We start from the raw sequence: 17,148 nt of genomic DNA, 5'->3' as shown, positions 1-17,148 counted from the left end.
CCATGACCACAGTCACTGCTCCAGCCTTGCCCGCAGAGCTTGCTGCGCCCAGGAAGCCACCGCGTTTCGCGCTCGCCCGCCGCACCGTCATGACGCCGATCCTGCTTTCGCTGCTGATCGTCGTCATCGCCTGTCTGACTGTCATGACCGGCTCGCGGCCCTTCAATCAGGCGGTCATCGACGTCTTCGTTCGCGTCACGCTTGTCGTCGGCCTTTACATCTTCATCGGCAATTCCGGCGTGCTCAGCTTCGGTCACATCGGCTTTACCTGCCTCGGTGCCTATGCCGCAGCCTGGCTGACGATCAGCCCGATGATGAAGAAGAGCTCCTTGCCGGGCCTGCCGGGCTGGTTGCTGGAAACCAAACTTCCCTACTGGGAATCAGCGATTTTCGCAGCGCTCTTTGCCGGTGTGGCAGCGCTGATATTCGGGAAGGTGCTGATGCGCCTCTCCGGCATTGCGGCATCGATCGCGACCTTCGCCGTTCTGGCGATGATCAACACGATTTATTCCAACTGGGAAAACGTCACCGGCGCCACGTCGTCGGTCGTCGGGATTCCGATCGTCCGGGTCATCTGGCCCTATGTCATCGCCGCCGTTGTCTCGATCTTCATTGCTTGGGCGCATGCCATCTCTCGTGCTGGCCTTGCCTTGCGCGCCGCACGCGACGAGCCGACAGCGGCAGCGGCATCGGGCATCGACATTCCCAAGGAGCGGTTGGTTGCCTTCACGATCTCAGGCGCCGTCATGGGCCTGGGCGGCGCGATGATGGCGCACTCCATCGGCGTGGTGACACCCGATACCTTCTATCTCGGTCTCACCTTCATCACCCTTTCCATGCTCGTCGTCGGCGGCATGAGCAGCCTTTCCGGCGCGGTGATCGGGGTCGTCCTCCTCTCCGCTCTCATCCAGGCTCTGCGCTGGCTCGAGGCGGGTGTGCCGATCGGCTCGGATGTCTTCGCCCTTCCGAAGGGGCTTCAGGAAATCGCCCTCGGCGTGATCATGATCGTGATCCTCGCGCTACGCCCCGCCGGTTTGATCGGCAATCGGGAGATCACGCTCTTTCGTCGTAACCGCAACCAATAGCCGGCGGAAATCCGTCCGGCGATAAAAAGGAGCAGCTAATGGCATACATAAAGAGACTACTTGCAGCAGCTTTCGCGATGGCAGTCGCCATGGGCGCCTATCCTGCATTGGCCGACGATGGCGACATCGTCGTCGGCTTTGCCACGGCGGCCTCCGGCTTCATGGAAGCCTATGACAAGCCGGCCCAGGACGCAGCGATGATCCGCATTGACGAGATCAATGCTGCCGGCGGCCTGCTCGGCAAAAAGATCAAGGTCGTATCCGCCGACACCAAGTCCGACCGCGCCGAAGGCGCCAAGGCCGGCCTCTCCGTCATCGACCAGGGCGCCAAGCTGGTCGTCGTCTCCTGCGACTATGACTTTGGTGCGCCGGCAGCACTCGCGGCAGAGGACGCCGGTCTGGTGTCGTTTTTCCTGTGCGCGGAATCGGTCAAGGCCGGCATCCAGGGCGTCGGCCCGCACAGCTTCTCGGCATCGGTGCTCGCGGCGGTGCAGGGCGCAACGATGTCCGAATGGGCATTCAAGGAGAAGAAGGCCAAGACCTTCTACCGGTTGCTCGATACCTGGACAGAATACAACAAGGGCATCTGCGATGGTTTCGACTGGATGATGCCGAAGCTCGAAGCCCAGGGCGCCAAGCTTGTCGGGCAGGACACATTCAAGAACGACGATGCCTCGATCGCAGCCCAGATCAGCCGCATCAAGGCGCTGCCGCAGGAACCTGACGCCATCATGCTTTGCACAATGATGCCGGGCGCCGTCTCGGCCATCAAGCAGATCCGCGCCGCCGGCATCAACTCGATGATCCTCAACGGTTCCGGCGTCGATGGCAGCTACTGGTTGTCAGCCGTTCCCGACTTGTCGAACTTCTACACGCCGGTTCAGGGCTCGATCTACGGCGACGATCCAAATCCAGACGTTCAGAAGTTCAACGCCGTCTACAAGAAGAAGACCGGCACGGACCCATCCAGCCAGTATGTCTATCCCGGCTACTCGATGATCGATGTCTGGGCCAAGGCTGTCGAGCGCGCCAAGACGACCGATGCAGATGCTGTCGTTGCCGAGCTCGAAAAGATGAAGGCCGAGCCGACCCTGTTTGGACCGCGCACCTTCACGCACGAACTTCATCACCAGAATCAGGCCCGTTATCTGATCGTCGAAACGAAGAACGGCACGCCTGGCGTCGTCGGCAACTGGACGATCTCCGAGCCGATCCCGTTGGACGCGCTGGTCAAGAAATAACATCAACCGCCGGGTTCGCCCGGCGCCACCATACGCCCGGCCACAGTTTTTGTGGTCGGCGTTGGTGCAACGTTCATCGACAGGGTATCATTCGGTCTTTGATGGGCGGCTTATTTGGCTACTCCCGTCAAGGCTCGGCAACGAACGGATTTCGGGCGTCCGCAAGCAAGCATTCGGTTAAGGATGGCGACGACCTCGGTGCGACGCTTGATCTCGCCGTTCAGTCGCTCAATGGGGTTTGTCGAGTGTAACTTGGTCCAGTGCGCCTTAGGAAAAGTTATTTAGGCGAGCACGTCTTGCTCAGCGCTGTCCATGATGTTGGCGAGTTTGAGAACCTTCGGTCTGATCTGATCGGCGACATTGCGCCATTCGGTGCTTGCGGACTCTGGCGTGTCCTGAGCGAAAGCGGTGGCGATGAAGGCGGAAACGACGCGCCGCCCGCTCTTCCCGGCATGAGCCAATGCATTGCGCATGAAGTGAACCCTGCAGCGCTGCCAGGTGGCGGCAAGAACCTTTGAAGCGGCGGCCTTTATCCCTTCATGGGCGTCGGAGACAGCAAGCTTGACGCCGCGTAGGCCTCGCCTTGTCAGTTTGCGCAGGAATTTCGTCCAGATCGCTTCGGCCTCGGATGTGCCGATCTCCATGCCGAGCACCTCACGTCGGCCATCGGTGTTGACGCCCACCGCGATGATGACCGCGAAATTGATCCACAGGTATGGCCATTCGCCCTCGATGGGGCGGTCAAGGAAGGCTTTGACCTTGTCGTCGATCTCCTCGCAGAGCCGGGACACTTGGGTCTTGGAGATGCCTGACATGCCCATGGCCTTGACCGCGACAAACTCCGTTTGCGCTGAGATCATCGACGGATCGGGTCGAAACGCCCTGGATATAGGCCTCCTGGATGACCCCAGTCAGGGCCTTCTCGGCCATGCGGCGCGGCTCAAGAAAGTCGGGAAATAGCTGCCGGTGCGAAGCTTCGGAATGCGAAGCTCGACGGTGCCAGCCCGTGTCTCCCAGTCCCTGTCGCAATAGCCGTTGCCCTGGGCAAGCCGAAAGCCATTCTTCTCGCCATAGCCCACGCCGGTCTTCGTGCCGACCTCGAGAGCCATCAGCTTCTCGGCAGCAAAGCCGATTATTTCCCGGAGCAAATCCTTTCGATTAGCCTTTGCAGGGATATTCGCCCAACACTTGCGTTGCTTGGCAAAGTTACGAATTGCATCGGTGTCATATGCCTTGTCGGCGAGGATCGTCGCGCCGGGCCGCAGGTCGCTCAACAGCTTTTCAGCCATCGTTGCATCGGCGGCTTGGCCGGCGGTGAGTTCGAGCCGAATCGGTCTGCCATCTGCATCGACAAGAGCGTGGATCTTTGTCGTCAGGCCGCCGCGCGAACGTCCCATGCAAGGATCGGCAGATCCCCCTTTTAGCGTTGGCACCATGCTGGTGAACGCGAACACAAGAACTGTCGATCATGACGATGTCTGCATCGTAACGCTTTGAAACGGCGTCCAGAAGACGATCCCAGACGCCCGCCTTGCGCCATCGGGAGAACCTATTGTAAAGCGTCGTGCGCGGGCCATAACGCTCCGGCACATCTCGCCAAGACGAACCAGTCCTGAAACGCCACAGGATGCCGTTGATCACCCGGCGGTCATCGACACGTTCAATTCCACGGCTATTGTTCGGCAAAATAGGTGCAATGATAGGCCATTCTTCATCGCTCAATTCGTGACGGCGCATAGCAATCTCCTTTCAAGGAGATTGAATCACACACCGTCAATAAGATGAACCCCGTTTATGGGGACACTGCCTAGCACGCGCCGCGTTCTCCATGAGCCTGGCAAGCTCGCCTAGGGGCACCCGATCTGCCCGAAGCATGAGGCGGATCATTGGATCGTGTAGAACTTCCGACATCGTCAAATCATTTTGGTACATGGATCACCCTCTTTTTTGGAAGCGATAACGCCTTCGCGCTACAACCGCATGATGAAAGCGAGTCGAAACTTTGTCCTTTTGAATGCGATTTTAGATCCGGGCGCCTCACGACCCTACGCGATACATGGGGATAGATTATGTTCTACGGAGCCGCTGGCTACAGTCGTATGGCCGCCAGCATGCTCACGCGGCCGGCGTGTCATATAGTCTGCAATCTCCCCAGACCGGCAACAGTCAGGGGAAAATACATGCAAGCCGCGATGTTGCGAGCCGGTGCTCCTCCCACTCGCCGTGTAGCGCGAGTTTTGAAACTCCCTTTTTGAGTTCCAGCCGCCGCGTACCGGACACCCAAGAACGGTTTCATCCAAAGGGTCGCCGGTTCGATTCCCTTCAAGGCGATCATGTGCTGGGCGGCAATATCCGGAAATAATTTCCGCGTCCAAATGCTGGCCGCAGGTCCGATACCGATCAAGCACGCTAAATTTGGGACCGATAAGCGGAATTTATTTCCGCTTGAAGCGAGCGAAATTGGCTCGATCCTGTCCCAAAGGCAAAGGAAGTTGTGTTCCTCTGATACTCTGGAGCTAAAACTCGAATCATGCGGCTTGATATCTCGCGCACCACGCATAGCGCGAAGAACCACGACCCTGTCAGGATAAGATCGATAGTAGATGCAACGTCGCCTTTAGGGGTAAGCCCGCAAACCTTTCGATATATGATCACGTGGCGAATCCGTGGAATCCACTTCGGCGATACAGGAGATCCTCATGGTCAGATCAGCCAGGACTTCCCGTGCATAATGGGGAATGCTCTCAGCGATGTAACGCCGAATGCCTTGCAGGTCGGCAAGGGCTAGTGGGGCGATGATCAGTTCTTTGGCGGTAATCGTCACAGCCTTCGTTCATGACGTCGTTGAACAGATCCGTGCCATTTGCATACCGCTTACCAAGGCCTGCACCGATTTCCGCGTCCGCAGCATGGATGTCGTTGCGGAGAAGAACGCATCTTGATCTCGTAGTCAGCCAGCATGCGGATGCCGGCACGCACGGCTTCTGTCTCCGTCCCGAAGCGGCCGTTCTTCACAAGATCGGATAGGATCCCGTCATAGTTATCGCCCAACGAAAATGTCTTTGCTCTCGCCACTTCTGCGCACCCTGTAACGATAAATCTACACTTGGGCACAATACTTTTACAATACTTCTCTGTAGGTTCAGTCGATGTCCCTTGGTGGATGATGAAGCGCAACGGGGTCAAACTGATACGGCATCGGCGTCTTGAACCCAAACAACGAAACCGCGCCCACTGGCGTCCTGATCAACTGCGAGCTTGTGCTGCTTGGCGTGGGTGTCACTGTGGTAATGACCTGCTTGGTCGATGCCCCGCCAAATGTGGCCGTGAAGCTCGGGACGAAACGATCGGTGTCGGCGGTGTCGACGTAGACATGAGTGGTATCGTACTGCGGCCCGACCGCCACCAAAGCATTGTCGGCCGACGCCGCCAAAGGCGTTTAGAAGAAGGCAGCCAGAACCACTGTGAGCAGCAGTCTATTGTCTTGAAAATCGGCTAAGGCGGTATAACGTCGAGCTTTTGTAGTTTTGAGAGGGAAAATTGTTACACGATGGCGGTTCCCAGGCCTTGTCGAAGCACAAGGCTTACCAGTTCGGCGACTTCCGCCTGTTACCTGAGGCCCAAGCCCTCTTGTACAAGGGGCAGTCTGTCGCGCTGGGTGGGAGAGGGTTCGATATACTGACCCTGCTCGTGGCGCGGGCTGGCGAGGTTGTGAGTAAAGCCGATCTGTTCTCGCACGTATGGCCGGACTATATCGTCCACGACCATAACTTGAAGGTCAATGTCGGCAACCTTCGACGCTCGCTGGCCGAACTCGATCCCGCAGCAGAATACATCGCAACGATCGCTGGCCGCGGCTACAAGTTCGTCGCCGCAGTGGAGGACAACCGCCCAGCGAGAGCACGGCATGCTGCACCAGTCACGAGCCATTATACGGTTCCACCGGAGGTGCGGCAGCTCCTCGGCCGCGATGACGCGATCCGCCAAATCTCCGAGCAGCTTGATCAACCGGGTTATGTGACCATCGTCGGGCCAGGCGGAGCCGGAAAGACGTCACTTGCGGTTACCGTTGCTCAGCATTGCTGCAGCGAAGGCAAAGCCATTGCCTTCGTGGATCTCTCTACAGTCACCGATCCCCGATTTGTGGTGCCAGCAATAGCTTCCGCTCTCGGCATTTCCCTCGGATTGGACGATCCGATCGCGGGTGCGATCGATCTCCTTAGAAGCAACAAACTGCTTCTCATCATCGACAATTGCGAGCACGTCATTGCAATGGCAGCGACGATTGTCGAACGGATGTCAGCAGAGGTGCCGGGTGCTCGTATCCTCGGGACCAGCCGCGAGCCGCTGCGGACGAGACACGAGCAAATCCATTTTCTCTCCGGGCTCGCTTATCCGGACCAGACGACTGAACTCTCCACGACCGACGCGCTTCGGTTTCCTGCGATTCAGCTCTTCATGTCGACGGCTCATGGTGTTGAAGTTTCAGAACCAACGGTCGAATACGTTCGCAGTGTCGTCTCAATCTGCACACGGCTGGACGGCTTGGCACTCGCGATCGAATTGGCCGCCGGCACGGCCAGTGTCCTTGCTCCCTCAGCACTAGATGGCCTATTTAAGGATGGCTTTGACGCGATGGGCCGCGGAGCAAGGGATGCACCTTTGCGCCATCAGTCGCTGGAGGCCACGCTGGACTGGAGCTATCGTCTTCTTCCCGACCGCGAGGCTATCTTGCTCGGCCTGCTGTCGGTGTTTTCGGGACGGTTCAACGCCGACGACGCAGAGGCCATGTATTCCGCCGGCGGCCTTGAGCCGATGGCAGGACGTGATGCCCTGTCGCAGCTGGTGGCAAAATCACTGCTCTCCGCGCATTACGACGGCGGAACTCTGCATTACAGGCTGGCCGAGAGCACCGGCACCTATGCTGCGCGGCGTCTCTTTGGTTCACGCTACAGAGAGGAAGCCAGACGACAATTTGCCATCCGGATCAGGGACAAGCTCCAGATCGCCGAGAGGGAATGGTTTTCACAGACGTCTCGCGAATGGTTGGGGAAATATCGGAGGCAGATCGACGATGTCCGTGCCGCGATAAGCTGGGCGTTTGATCCCGCCGGCGACGCTGAACTGGGCGTCGAACTCGTGGTCGCTGCATTGCCCCTGTGGCAAGAACTTTCGGCTTTCAGGGAAATGCTGGCGGCTATCGACATTGCAAGCGCGCGCAGCTCAGCACTATCAGCGCTCGCGCCGCTCGGCCGAGTCAAGCTATCCACCGCGCAGGCCTGGGCCATGACGCTGGCGCGTCACATGCACCCGCAAACCAGTGACGCCTGGCGCGAAAGCATCTTTCATGCAAGCGCTTCGGGAAATGCCGAATTTCAAATCCGTTCGGTGTGCGGACAGGCCGTCTTTCTGGCCTATTCCGGCCGGCCGCGCCAGGCATTGCGCAGCATGAACGGATTCGCCGCTACAAGCGGTTTGGACTGGGCGACAGCGCCCGACGGCAAGCGCCTGTTGGCGCACATCAAGATCTACGCCGGCGAGTTGGACTCTGCGTCGCACCATTTACAGACGCTGATGAATGACTGGGGTAACCTGGAAGAGGGGCATGGACTGTCCCGGTTCCAGGTCGATTTGCCCGTTGCCATTCGTCTGTCTCAGGCATTCTTGTCCTGGTTACAGGGCGACCCTGAGCGCGCTTCCGGTCTGGCCGGCCGTGCCATCGACCGAGCGGCCGATCTCGATCACATGATTTCTTTGGGGAATGCGATCTCGCTGGCGGCTTTACCGATCGCTTTTGTAGAGGGCGATCTGGAAAATGCTTCGCAGCTTCAGCGCCAGCTGGCCGATGTCAGCCGGCGCGAAAGCGTCGGCATCTACGAGAGGACAGCCACATTTTTCGCCGGCGCAATCCAGTCGGCTCGAGGGGACAAAGCCGGTTTCACTTTGATGCAAGACAGTATCGCCGGGTTGCTGCGGGGCGGTTGGCGTGCTCGCGTCCCTTTCTACCGGAGTTTATTGGCGGAGGCCTATCTTGCTGCAGGCGAGATGCAGCTGGCGAAGGCTAGTCTGCGCGCCGTGCTAGGCGAAATCGGGATTCGAGAGGAGCGTTGGTGGCATCCGGATCTCTGGCGCGTCGCGGGGATGATCGAAGCTGGAGCCGCCCGTCCACACGAAGCAATGCGCTATTTCCAGAAGTCTTTGGATTGCGCTTGCGCCATTGGCGCAGGCGCAGCAACCAAGCGGACCCAGCTTGCCATGGCTGCTCTGGACTTACGCTGACCCGGTGGAATCCTGGCTCTACAATTTCCGCCGCTCAATCTCGTCGTTGCGCGTCGATGCGCTCCCGGAGGGCCGCATTGTCGCGTTCAAGCTGAGCGACCTTGTCCAGAAGGTGCTGCGAAGCCGTCAGGAATTCAGCTTCGGTGTAGCGCGGCACGATATGCTGTGGGCAGTTCCAGTCGAACGCCTCAAGTTTCAGCCTGAAAATGCGTTCTGCCTTGGCGCCGTAACCCTCGTCGGTGATTGTCGCTGTGAGAACCGGGTCGGCGTCAAGCGCCAATTTTTCAGCACGGGCATAGATCTTCAGGCGGGAGCGAGAAGGATAGTCTATCAGAAACAGGCATGTCCGGTCGTTCTCAGCCAGATTGCCGGTGCTGATATACTGGCGATTGCCGCGGTAGTCGACAAAGGCGAGCGTACGATCGTCGAGGACCTTGAGAAAGCCCGCAGGCCCACCGCGATGCTGGACATAGGGCCAGCCCGTTTCCGAAACCGAGGCCATGTAGAAGCTGTCGCGCTCTGCGATAAACGCGGCTTCTCTCATCGAGAACCGGTCGAATTCGCGGTGCCCCTTGAAATCGGACCAAAGACGATCCGCTCCCATTTCCGCTTGCGTCCGGCGAACTGCAGGCGTGATCGCGATATCCATGAAACCGTAAGTCATATCGAGTCTCCCTTTTACGATGTCAGTTCGCAGGTGCTGGCGGGACAGGGGTGATTGCCTATCTCGGGGCCTGCTGCGCCTGCGCACAGCTCTCGGCCACGGCCATATCGTTGGGCTCGACGAGTCTGTAAAGCTCGCCGAGTTCAGCAGCCTCGGGCCGCGCCCAGGTGCGATGAAGCTCGGACAGCAATGCCTTGGTCAATGTCGGCTTTACGCCGCCTTGCACGAAGCGGGCAAGCGAAATCCGAGAGGCCATTTCGCTCGGATCTCCGGACGCATCGAGGACCGCATAGACGTCGTAACCTGCGGCGCGGGCGTCCAGCGCTGGAAACATCACGCAGACACTGTTGCAGGCGCCTGCCATGATGAGCGTGTTGCGTCCGGTCGAGCGCACTTGGGCGACGAAATTGTCATTGTCCCATGCATTCACTTCGCCCTTGCGCGGTACATAGACGGCATGCGGAGCCAACTCGTGGATCTCCGGCATGAGGGGACCATTGGTGCCGGCAGGTCCCAAGGCAGTGGTTACAACCGGGATATTCAAAAGCGTTGCTAGCCTGGCGATCGTCTCCACATTGCGACGGAGATCGGAGACCGATATGTCCTTCACTGTCTGGAACAACCCCGACTGGTGATCGAGAAGCAGGATCAGCGCATCGGTGGGATCAATGAGCGTCACGCCGCCGCCGCTTGGAAGGACGCTCGACTTGGATTTGCTGTTGTACATGATCGGCTTACCTCTCGGGATCAGCTACTGAGTTACGTTTCGCGACTGGATGTCGCGCATTGCCCGGTCGGTGGGCGGTCCACGAAAGCGCCGTGCACGAGGATGATCGAAAGGGATGGCGTCCCAGTCGCCTGGGTGTCCAAAACGGGGTCGCTCATAATCTATTCCCTTTAAGGGGGGCGCGGGGCCGGTGGCCCCGCGCAAGGATTACTTGCAGACCTTGCGGTCGAGGAAATTGCGGATGAGCGGCGCCATCACGTCGAGCTTGTCCTCAAGGGCGAAGTGGCCACTATCGAGAATGTGCATCTCGGCGTTGGGGAGATCGCGAAGATAGGGATGCGCGCCCGGTTCGGGGAAGATCTTGTCGTTCTTGCCCCAGACGATCAGCGTCGGCGGTTGGCGCTCACGGAAGAAGGCCTGGAACTGCGGGTAGAGCGGCACATTGCTGCCGTAGTCGCCCAGGAGATCCAGCTGGATGTCCTTATTGCCCGGTCGATCGAGCAAGGCCTGATCGACCACCCAGTTGTCGGGGCTGATATGTGCGACATCGCCCATCCCGTCAGTGTATTGGAACTTGGTGGTCTCGAGCGTAACCAGGCCGGCGAGCGCTTCCCTACGTTCTGGCGTCTTTTCGGCCCAATAGGCCTTGATCGGATCCCAGAACGCGGCGAGACCTTCGGTATAAGCGTTGCCGTTCTGCACGATCATTGACTCAACCCGCTCGGGGTGCTTGAGCGCGAGCCGATATCCAATCGGTGCGCCGTAGTCCATGACGTACATGCTGTAGCGATCGGCTCCGACCTTTTCGGTCAGCTTGTCGACGATGTTGGTCAGGTTCGAAAACGTGTAATCGAACTTGGTGTGGTCGGGCGCGTCACTCTGGCCGTAGCCGGGATAGTCAGGCGCAATCACCCGGTAGCGGTCAGCGAGCAGGGGAATGAGGTTGCGGAACATGTGCGACGAGGTCGGAAATCCGTGCAGGAGCAGGAGGACCGGCGCGTCTTTCGGGCCGGCTTCGCGATAGAAGACCTTCACGCCGTCGATGGTCGTGCTTTTGTAGTTTATGACGGGAACAGCCTTCGCGGCGATGACTGCGTTGTTGGGCACGCAGCGGGCTTCGGCTGCAACGGGAGTGATCGCCATAAGAAGTGCGATGGTGCCAATGAGATGGTTTTTCATGATCCTCAGCTTTCCAAAATGGGTGCAGATCGAACATCAGCACCTCTGGAAAAAGGACTACCATCGGCGGTCTTGGGCACTGGGATAAATAAGGGTAAAAAGTTGAACTGCCTGCCGAGGGTAAAGGCGTTATGAGCGGCATGAGCCGCTCGACCCGGGCAAAGGCTGATACATCAAAGCAACGTCTTTGGAAGCACGACCAGCTTGCTAGGCTTTTTTAGCGACCGCAAGCGACATCGGTTTCGGTGAAGATTTCTTCCGGAAAACAGCGGAGTAGGTGCATGCGTTTGCTGGTTCTGGGTCCAATCACCTTGAAGGCGCAAGCATACTAGGAACGCCTCACGAGACGTTGCCTGCAACCAGCCAAAATAACCCGTCTTAGAGCCACCTTACTCGCAAGTATGTGACCGCCTTGTCCACCACGTGATAGAGTTCTTCGCCCGCTCCAACGTCTCGTCAATCCAAGCTAAGGTACCTCAAGTTGTGTCGCGACTCCTTATAAAGCCGGTGAGCCGATCCAACAGCGGCTGATGTACATCGCGGCCAGTCGAAGTGACGTGCGCGGACAGGAGACCGTTGTGGCATGGCCTTTCATCGTCCCAGCCGGGGTGGTCGACGACGGGATAGAGGCAGAGACCTTCCAAGGGAACCCCCAGTTGCAGCGCGCGCTTTGCCTCATCTGACACATACTGGAACCACGATGCGCGCCGGTCATCCTCGATCCCGGTTTCCGCGATCAGGATGGGTCTTCCGTAGCGGGCATAGGTCTCAGCCAGGAGCTTACTCAGCGGCTTGTAGAGCCGATGGCCATGATCGATAGGTGGACCGCCGTGGATCCACTGATTGTTGAAATAGTAATTGACGCCGATGATGTCGAGATAGCCCTCGTGGCCGCCGATCTGCGGCCAGATGCGGCCCGAAATCAGGTCCCAACCCTGGAATTGCGATTGATGGTGACCACCGGCCACACCTGCTTCCCAAGGGCGAGAGGGGTCGGTGACGACGTTGATAATCGGATCGCAATGAACGAAGCGGGCACGCGGGTCTACTGAATGGATAGCGTCCATGGCAGCGATGGCGGCGCGCGCGAGCTGTACCTTGAGCTCGAAGCCCCGTCCATGAGCAAACGGATTGAGATAACCCGCGTCTCCCCCGGCCCATGAGAAAAACGAGACTTCGTTAACGGGGCAGTAAAATGGTATCTGGTCGGTTTCCTCACGCATGATGTGCGCGCTTTCGCGCGCAAAAAGCGCGAAACGCTCCACGAATGCCGGTGACCAGATGTCGACATCGTCCGGCAGGCCGTAATGCAGCAGGTCCCAGATGACCTGGGTGCCTGTCGCGGCAGCAGCCATCATCATCGGCCTGATGCTCGACCAGTCGTAGCCGCCGGACCTGTCGATCAGATGCCAGCGAAAGCCGTCGCGCACGGTGCGGACGCCGAGGCCGGCCAGCTGCTGGTAATCCTGTTCCGCATAGCGGTCATGTCCGATGGACGCGATCATGTCGAGCCGTTTGCCCTTAACCTCGCCCTCTCGCGGCCGCAGCCTGTGCGTGGAGCATTCGAACCCACCCTGCAGAAACGATTTGAAAAGGCCCGTAGGTGACGCTGGCATGCGTTCGGCGAGCACTGCGGCAAACAACCTCTCCCACTGCGGAATAACAGTTTCGACGGCGTAGGTTTCCTCGACTTTCCGGCGCAGGGCGGAGCCGAGCTGGTGGCGGATCGTCGGATTGGAAACGAGGTACGCAATTGTTTCAGCCACGGCAACGTGATCGTGGTAGGGCACGAAGAGGCCAGAAACACCATCGTCGATCTGCTGCAGTGCGCCGTTGTCGGGCGTGGCAATGACAGGCAAGGACCAAGCGCCGGCTTCCGCGATCACGTGCGGCATACCTTCCCCCTCGGACAGCCAGACGAAGATATCGAAGGTCGACAGCAGCTCTGCGACATCCTTGCGATCGCCGAGAAAAGCGAGCTTGCCGCCGAGGCCAAGGCTCTGCGCAAGATCGCGGAGGTGAGCAGCATAGTCTGGCATGAAGGCATCGGGGCCACCGACTATGACGAAGCGGGCGTTGGGATCCTTGGAAGACACCAGCGCCGCCGCCTTGATGAAATCGGCTACGTTCTTCTTAGGGTCGAGGCGCCCGACCCAACCGATCAGCGTCTGGTTTTGGGTGATGTTAAGGCTGGCGCGCAAGGTGGCGCGTCGGGTCAAGCCGAAGGCCGTCAGATCCACCATCGAAGGTATTTCAACGGCATGCTGCTCGCGCCCCGGCATGCCCAACGCCGCAGCATCTCTGATCGAGCGGCAGACGCCGACATAGCGGGTCGTCAGGTGCTTCGGTCCGGCGAGGGCCTCGGACACCAGGCCACCATGTTCGATCAGCGGCGGCCGCAGATGCATCCGTTCGAGGGCAGGGTAGATGTCGGCAACATTCTGGCAGGAAACGACGATATCATAGCCTGCTGCCTTTTCGGAGAGATAGCCGACCGTATCTTCGAAGGAGAGGTCATAGGGTCTTGTGTCGACATCGACGCCCAGGGCTCGCAACTGTTCATGAGTCTGCTCGGGCATCCCCTCCTTGCGGAAGCATGCCACGACATCGATGCGGTAGCGGCGCCGATCAAGGTTCTCTGCCAGCAGGCGCACCTCCGTCTCTTCTCCGCCGACGACGAGCCAGGCGAAGACGAACAGTATCCTTACCGGGGAGGCATCCGAAGTCATTGGCTCACCTGAAAGACGACCTGCAGGAAATCAGGTCTATTTTCGACAAGATCGGTGAGGAAGGCCGGCGCATCGTTCATCGGTATGACGTGGGTGATCATGTGCTCACGAATATCGCTGCCTCTCGCTTTCAGCAGGTCGATCGTTGCCAGGGCAAGCCGGCGTCTGTCCCAGAGGGGCGCGAGACCGCGCGGCACGCGGTTGATCTGCGCACAAACGATGTTGAGGCCGTTGTGGTGAAACTCCTCGCCGAGCCGCAGGGCATCGGCGCCGCCCTGATAGAAGGCAAGGTCGATGACCGTGCCCTGCGGGCGGAGCGACTTCAGAGCCGTGTGCAAACTGTCCGAATGGGCACGCGTCTGGAAGACGATATCGGCACCGCGCCCCATGGCACCGTCATGCCAGCGGGCTTTTGCGTGGTTCCAGGCGTGGTCTTCGGTCATCGCCGTCAGGCCCATCGCCTCCGCCTTGCGGCGGCGAAATTCGTTCGGGTCGGCGATGACGACGTCGGACGCCCCGAGCGCTTGCGCAAACAGGGCCGTCATCAACCCGACGGTGCCGGCACCGATGACGAGGACCGGCCGGTCCTTGACGCCAGCCCCGAGGCCCGGGACATGGGCGCCGTAGGCCAATGCGTCGGCGTGCAGGATACCATTGGCGGCGATCGGACCCATCTGGGCGACAAGGACGCCGAGGAGAGGATCGATGCCGTCAGGCATTTGGATCAGCACGTCATGATAGGGGTTGGCGGTATGGCCGGTCTTGTGGGCATAAGCGGAGGCGACGACGGCGCCCTCGGCAAAACCCGTCGCCCGGGATTCGGACACCCGCGCAACTTCCATGTAACCGAGGAACGGAACGGGATAATGGAGATCCGCTTCGTTGCCGATGAAGACGCCGCGATCGCTGTCGAAGCGCGACCGGAAATAGGGATTGGTGTTCTTGAGGAAGGTCAGTTCGGTTCCTGCGGACAGGCCCGTGAACAAGGTCTCCAGCCTCACCTGGCCATCGGCTGGCGGGCCCTCCTCGTATTCGAAGAAATAGGGCCGTCCCGGTCCCTCGATACCGAGCGAGCGGATCTTGCGGTGGCCTGGCGGCATTCCGTGGTGGATTTCCGGACGCGGCTGAAACTGCAGGGGCGCTGGCGCAGGCCGCTTGGTATCGGGCATGTCGAGACGAACGGCTTCGCCGCTCTCGGCAGACGCCATGACGGCCAGAGCCAGACGGTGGGTCGCCACGGCATCGCCATAGGGGCACCGGATGCGGTTTTCGCCGCCGCTGACGGCATCGATGAAATCGCGGTCCTCGCGCCAGACGGGGTCGCCATCGGCGCCGCGTGTCGGCCGTCCTCGCCCGGTATCGATCATGATGTCGCGGTCCGTCAATTCGATGGCGAGCCGGTCGGCAAAGATGTGCAGGCCGACACGGTGGTTCCAGCCGAGCAGGCAGGTGGAGGCGATGTTGGCGACCACGCCGTTCTCGAAGGTAAGGCTTGCCGTTGTCACCGTCGGCACGTCGAGGCCCGGAAATTCGGCTCTGTCTGTGTGTCCGACGCGGCCGTAGACCTCCCGAACGTCGCCGATCAGGAAGCGGATGAGGTCGAGGAGATGGGTCGTCTGCTCGACGATCTGTCCGCCCGACTTGTCCTGCTTCCACCACCATTGCGGCGGCGGCGTGGAATCGAGCCAGTAACCGGACAGCAGCTGCGCGGGGTTGTGTTCAAGCAATGCGCGCGCCTCGTCGACGGTGTCGAGATAGCGCCAGTGGTAGCCGACCGCCGTGATGATGCCCTTCGCCGCCACTGCTGCCGAAATCGCCTCTGCCGTCTCAAGGTCGAGCGACACAGGCTTTTCGACGAAGAACGGGATGCCGCGCGCGATCAGATCATGCTCGGGTTCACCGTGGGCAAACGGCGGTACGCAGACATAGACCGCGTCGGGGCGCTGCTCGTCGAGCATGTCCTTGTGGTGCCGGAAAGACCGTGTACCGAACCGCATGGCGGCACGGTCGGCGCGTTCGAGGTCGGGATCGGCAAAGCCCACCAGTTCGACGTCGTCGAAGGTGGCGAGAATGTCCAGATGCCGTTGCGCAATGCCTCCGACGCCGATGAAGGCGAGACGCGTCTTTTTCATAGCTGTATCCTTTTGCATAGGTATTGCCGGTTCCTGGAGAACGCGGTCGTAGATTGCGGCCGTTTCCGCTGCCATCCGGGCTGCGGAAAAGTTGGTCTCGAAGCGTGCGCGGCCGGCTCCGCCCGTGCGTGCTGCCCGGTCGGGGTCGGCAAGCGCCGCTTTAGTGACAGCAGCGAGGGATACGGGGTCGCCCGCCGTGGCGAAGAGGTCGTGATGCTCGCCGAGTGCCTCTACGGTCCCGCCGACACGTGTGGCTACGACGGGGATGCCGAGCGACATGGCTTCGAGAACCGCCAACGGCAGGCCTTCGAAGCGCGATGGAAGGACGAACAGATCGGCGATGTTCATGATGTCGGCGACATCCTGTCTCTGGCCGAGGAAGCGCACATGGCCGGACATCCCGAGGGTCGAGACGAGCGCCTCGGTGGCTTCCTGCTCATCACCGGAGCCGACGAGGAGCAGCATGGCCGACGGATGGGCTGAGACAACGTCCGGCAGGGCGCGCAACAGCGTCGCGTGATCCTTCTGGGTCGAAAACCGCGCCACTGTGAGGAGAACTGTCCGGCCATCCAGATCCATCTCTGTCTTGACGTCGGTTGCCGATTCCTGCGGCTGGAGCGGGTATATGCCGTTCCTGACGACGCTCAGCCTGTCTCCAGCGATGTGGTCGACGAAGCTCTTCCGGGAGGCATCGGAGACGACGATGTGGTGGCCGATCGCTTCGATCTGTCGGCGGTATTCTTCAACCTGGTCGGGATGGGTGAGGAGATAGGGAAGATGCTCGGTGCGGATGACGGGGATGCCACGCTCAATTCCCGCAGCGGTGAGCCGGTGCCCTTCCCAACCGATACCGGCATGCACGTGCAGGAGATCGAAGGCGTTTCTGCTCAGCCATGTCGTAAAGTCTTCTTTCGAGTTGAGGCGCTTTACGCTCATACCGTACCTGAGGGCGCGGGTTAGCAATGGGCTGCGTTCTCCCGACAGCAGCGCCAGGGTCACATCCCATCGCTCGTCCAAGGCACGGCCAAGGGCAAGCATGTGCTCTCCCATTCCCGACGGATCGAGACTGTCGGTTGCCAGCAGAATGCGGGGCATTACTTGCCCCCGACCGT

At 59.9% G+C, this 17,148-nt stretch carries 9 protein-coding genes and 3 pseudogenes; 3 read left to right on the top strand and 9 right to left on the bottom strand.

Annotated features, from left to right (window positions below; all coding sequences use genetic code 11):
* Positions 1 to 2 precede the first annotated feature (2 nt).
* Together VH564_RS05335 and VH564_RS05330 are read left to right on the top strand one after the other, a co-directional pair.
* Entirely contained in the window at positions 3 to 1,085 is a 1,083-nt protein-coding gene (locus VH564_RS05335) for a branched-chain amino acid ABC transporter permease (protein ID WP_423338782.1), read from the top strand.
* Between the two features lie 38 nt (positions 1,086 to 1,123).
* Positions 1,124 to 2,326 (top strand): ABC transporter substrate-binding protein, encoded by a 1,203-nt coding sequence (locus VH564_RS05330; RefSeq protein WP_423338781.1) that lies wholly within the window; start codon positions 1,124 to 1,126, stop codon positions 2,324 to 2,326.
* 239 nt (positions 2,327 to 2,565) lie between these two features.
* Here the strand turns inward: VH564_RS05330 and VH564_RS05325 are convergent.
* From VH564_RS05325 to VH564_RS05310, 4 genes and pseudogenes are all read right to left on the bottom strand, one after another.
* Positions 2,566 to 3,474: pseudogene (locus VH564_RS05325) on the bottom strand (IS256 family transposase); the annotation flags it as partial.
* Positions 3,475 to 3,477: 3 nt separating this feature from the next.
* A pseudogene (locus tag VH564_RS05320) lies at positions 3,478 to 4,069 on the bottom strand (IS5 family transposase); the annotation flags it as partial.
* 1,131 nt (positions 4,070 to 5,200) lie between these two features.
* A complete protein-coding gene (locus VH564_RS05315; RefSeq protein ID WP_423339377.1) occupies positions 5,201 to 5,341 on the bottom strand; it encodes a hypothetical protein in 141 nt (46 codons plus the stop codon).
* Positions 5,342 to 5,510: 169 nt separating this feature from the next.
* A pseudogene (locus VH564_RS05310) lies at positions 5,511 to 5,759 on the bottom strand (glyoxalase); the annotation flags it as partial.
* A 134-nt stretch (positions 5,760 to 5,893) separates the two neighbouring features.
* On the opposite strand from VH564_RS05310, the gene VH564_RS05305 reads away from it, so the two are divergent.
* On the top strand, positions 5,894 to 8,605 hold the full coding sequence (locus VH564_RS05305; RefSeq protein ID WP_423338780.1) for an ATP-binding protein: 2,712 nt from the start codon (positions 5,894 to 5,896) through the stop codon (positions 8,603 to 8,605).
* Between the two features lie 34 nt (positions 8,606 to 8,639).
* On the opposite strand, the gene VH564_RS05300 is transcribed toward VH564_RS05305, so the two are convergent.
* The 5 genes from VH564_RS05300 to VH564_RS05280 all read right to left on the bottom strand — a co-directional run bounded on the left by VH564_RS05300 (position 8,640) and on the right by VH564_RS05280 (position 17,131).
* Positions 8,640 to 9,269: a pyridoxamine 5'-phosphate oxidase family protein gene (locus VH564_RS05300; RefSeq protein WP_423338779.1), complete on the bottom strand. Its 630-nt coding sequence runs from the start codon at positions 9,267 to 9,269 to the stop codon at positions 8,640 to 8,642.
* 58 nt (positions 9,270 to 9,327) lie between these two features.
* A complete protein-coding gene (locus tag VH564_RS05295; protein ID WP_423338778.1) occupies positions 9,328 to 9,996 on the bottom strand; it encodes an isochorismatase family protein in 669 nt (222 codons plus the stop codon).
* A 207-nt stretch (positions 9,997 to 10,203) separates the two neighbouring features.
* Positions 10,204 to 11,175 (bottom strand): alpha/beta fold hydrolase, encoded by a 972-nt coding sequence (locus tag VH564_RS05290; protein ID WP_423338777.1) that lies wholly within the window; start codon positions 11,173 to 11,175, stop codon positions 10,204 to 10,206.
* A 476-nt stretch (positions 11,176 to 11,651) separates the two neighbouring features.
* Positions 11,652 to 13,904 (bottom strand): glycosyltransferase, encoded by a 2,253-nt coding sequence (locus VH564_RS05285; protein WP_423338776.1) that lies wholly within the window; start codon positions 13,902 to 13,904, stop codon positions 11,652 to 11,654.
* Positions 13,901 to 17,131: a glycosyltransferase gene (locus tag VH564_RS05280; protein ID WP_423338775.1), complete on the bottom strand. Its 3,231-nt coding sequence runs from the start codon at positions 17,129 to 17,131 to the stop codon at positions 13,901 to 13,903. Before VH564_RS05280 ends, VH564_RS05285 begins: the two co-directional genes overlap by 4 nt.
* Positions 17,132 to 17,148: the final 17 nt, after the last annotated feature.

The organism is Rhizobium sp. HT1-10, from assembly GCF_049472505.1.
GTDB lineage: Bacteria > Pseudomonadota > Alphaproteobacteria > Rhizobiales > Rhizobiaceae > Rhizobium.
This window is presented reverse-complemented; position numbering and strand designations above follow the sequence as displayed.

Coding starts and splice junctions, on each gene's coding strand:
- VH564_RS05285 (WP_423338776.1), bottom strand. CDS start 13,904: ATGACTTCGGATGCCTCCCCGGTAAGGATACTGTTCGTCTTCGCCTGG.
- VH564_RS05300 (WP_423338779.1), bottom strand. CDS start 9,269: ATGACTTACGGTTTCATGGATATCGCGATCACGCCTGCAGTTCGCCGG.
- VH564_RS05280 (WP_423338775.1), bottom strand. CDS start 17,131: ATGCCCCGCATTCTGCTGGCAACCGACAGTCTCGATCCGTCGGGAATG.
- VH564_RS05330 (WP_423338781.1), top strand. CDS start 1,124: ATGGCATACATAAAGAGACTACTTGCAGCAGCTTTCGCGATGGCAGTC.
- VH564_RS05290 (WP_423338777.1), bottom strand. CDS start 11,175: ATGAAAAACCATCTCATTGGCACCATCGCACTTCTTATGGCGATCACT.
- VH564_RS05335 (WP_423338782.1), top strand. CDS start 3: ATGACCACAGTCACTGCTCCAGCCTTGCCCGCAGAGCTTGCTGCGCCC.
- VH564_RS05295 (WP_423338778.1), bottom strand. CDS start 9,996: ATGTACAACAGCAAATCCAAGTCGAGCGTCCTTCCAAGCGGCGGCGGC.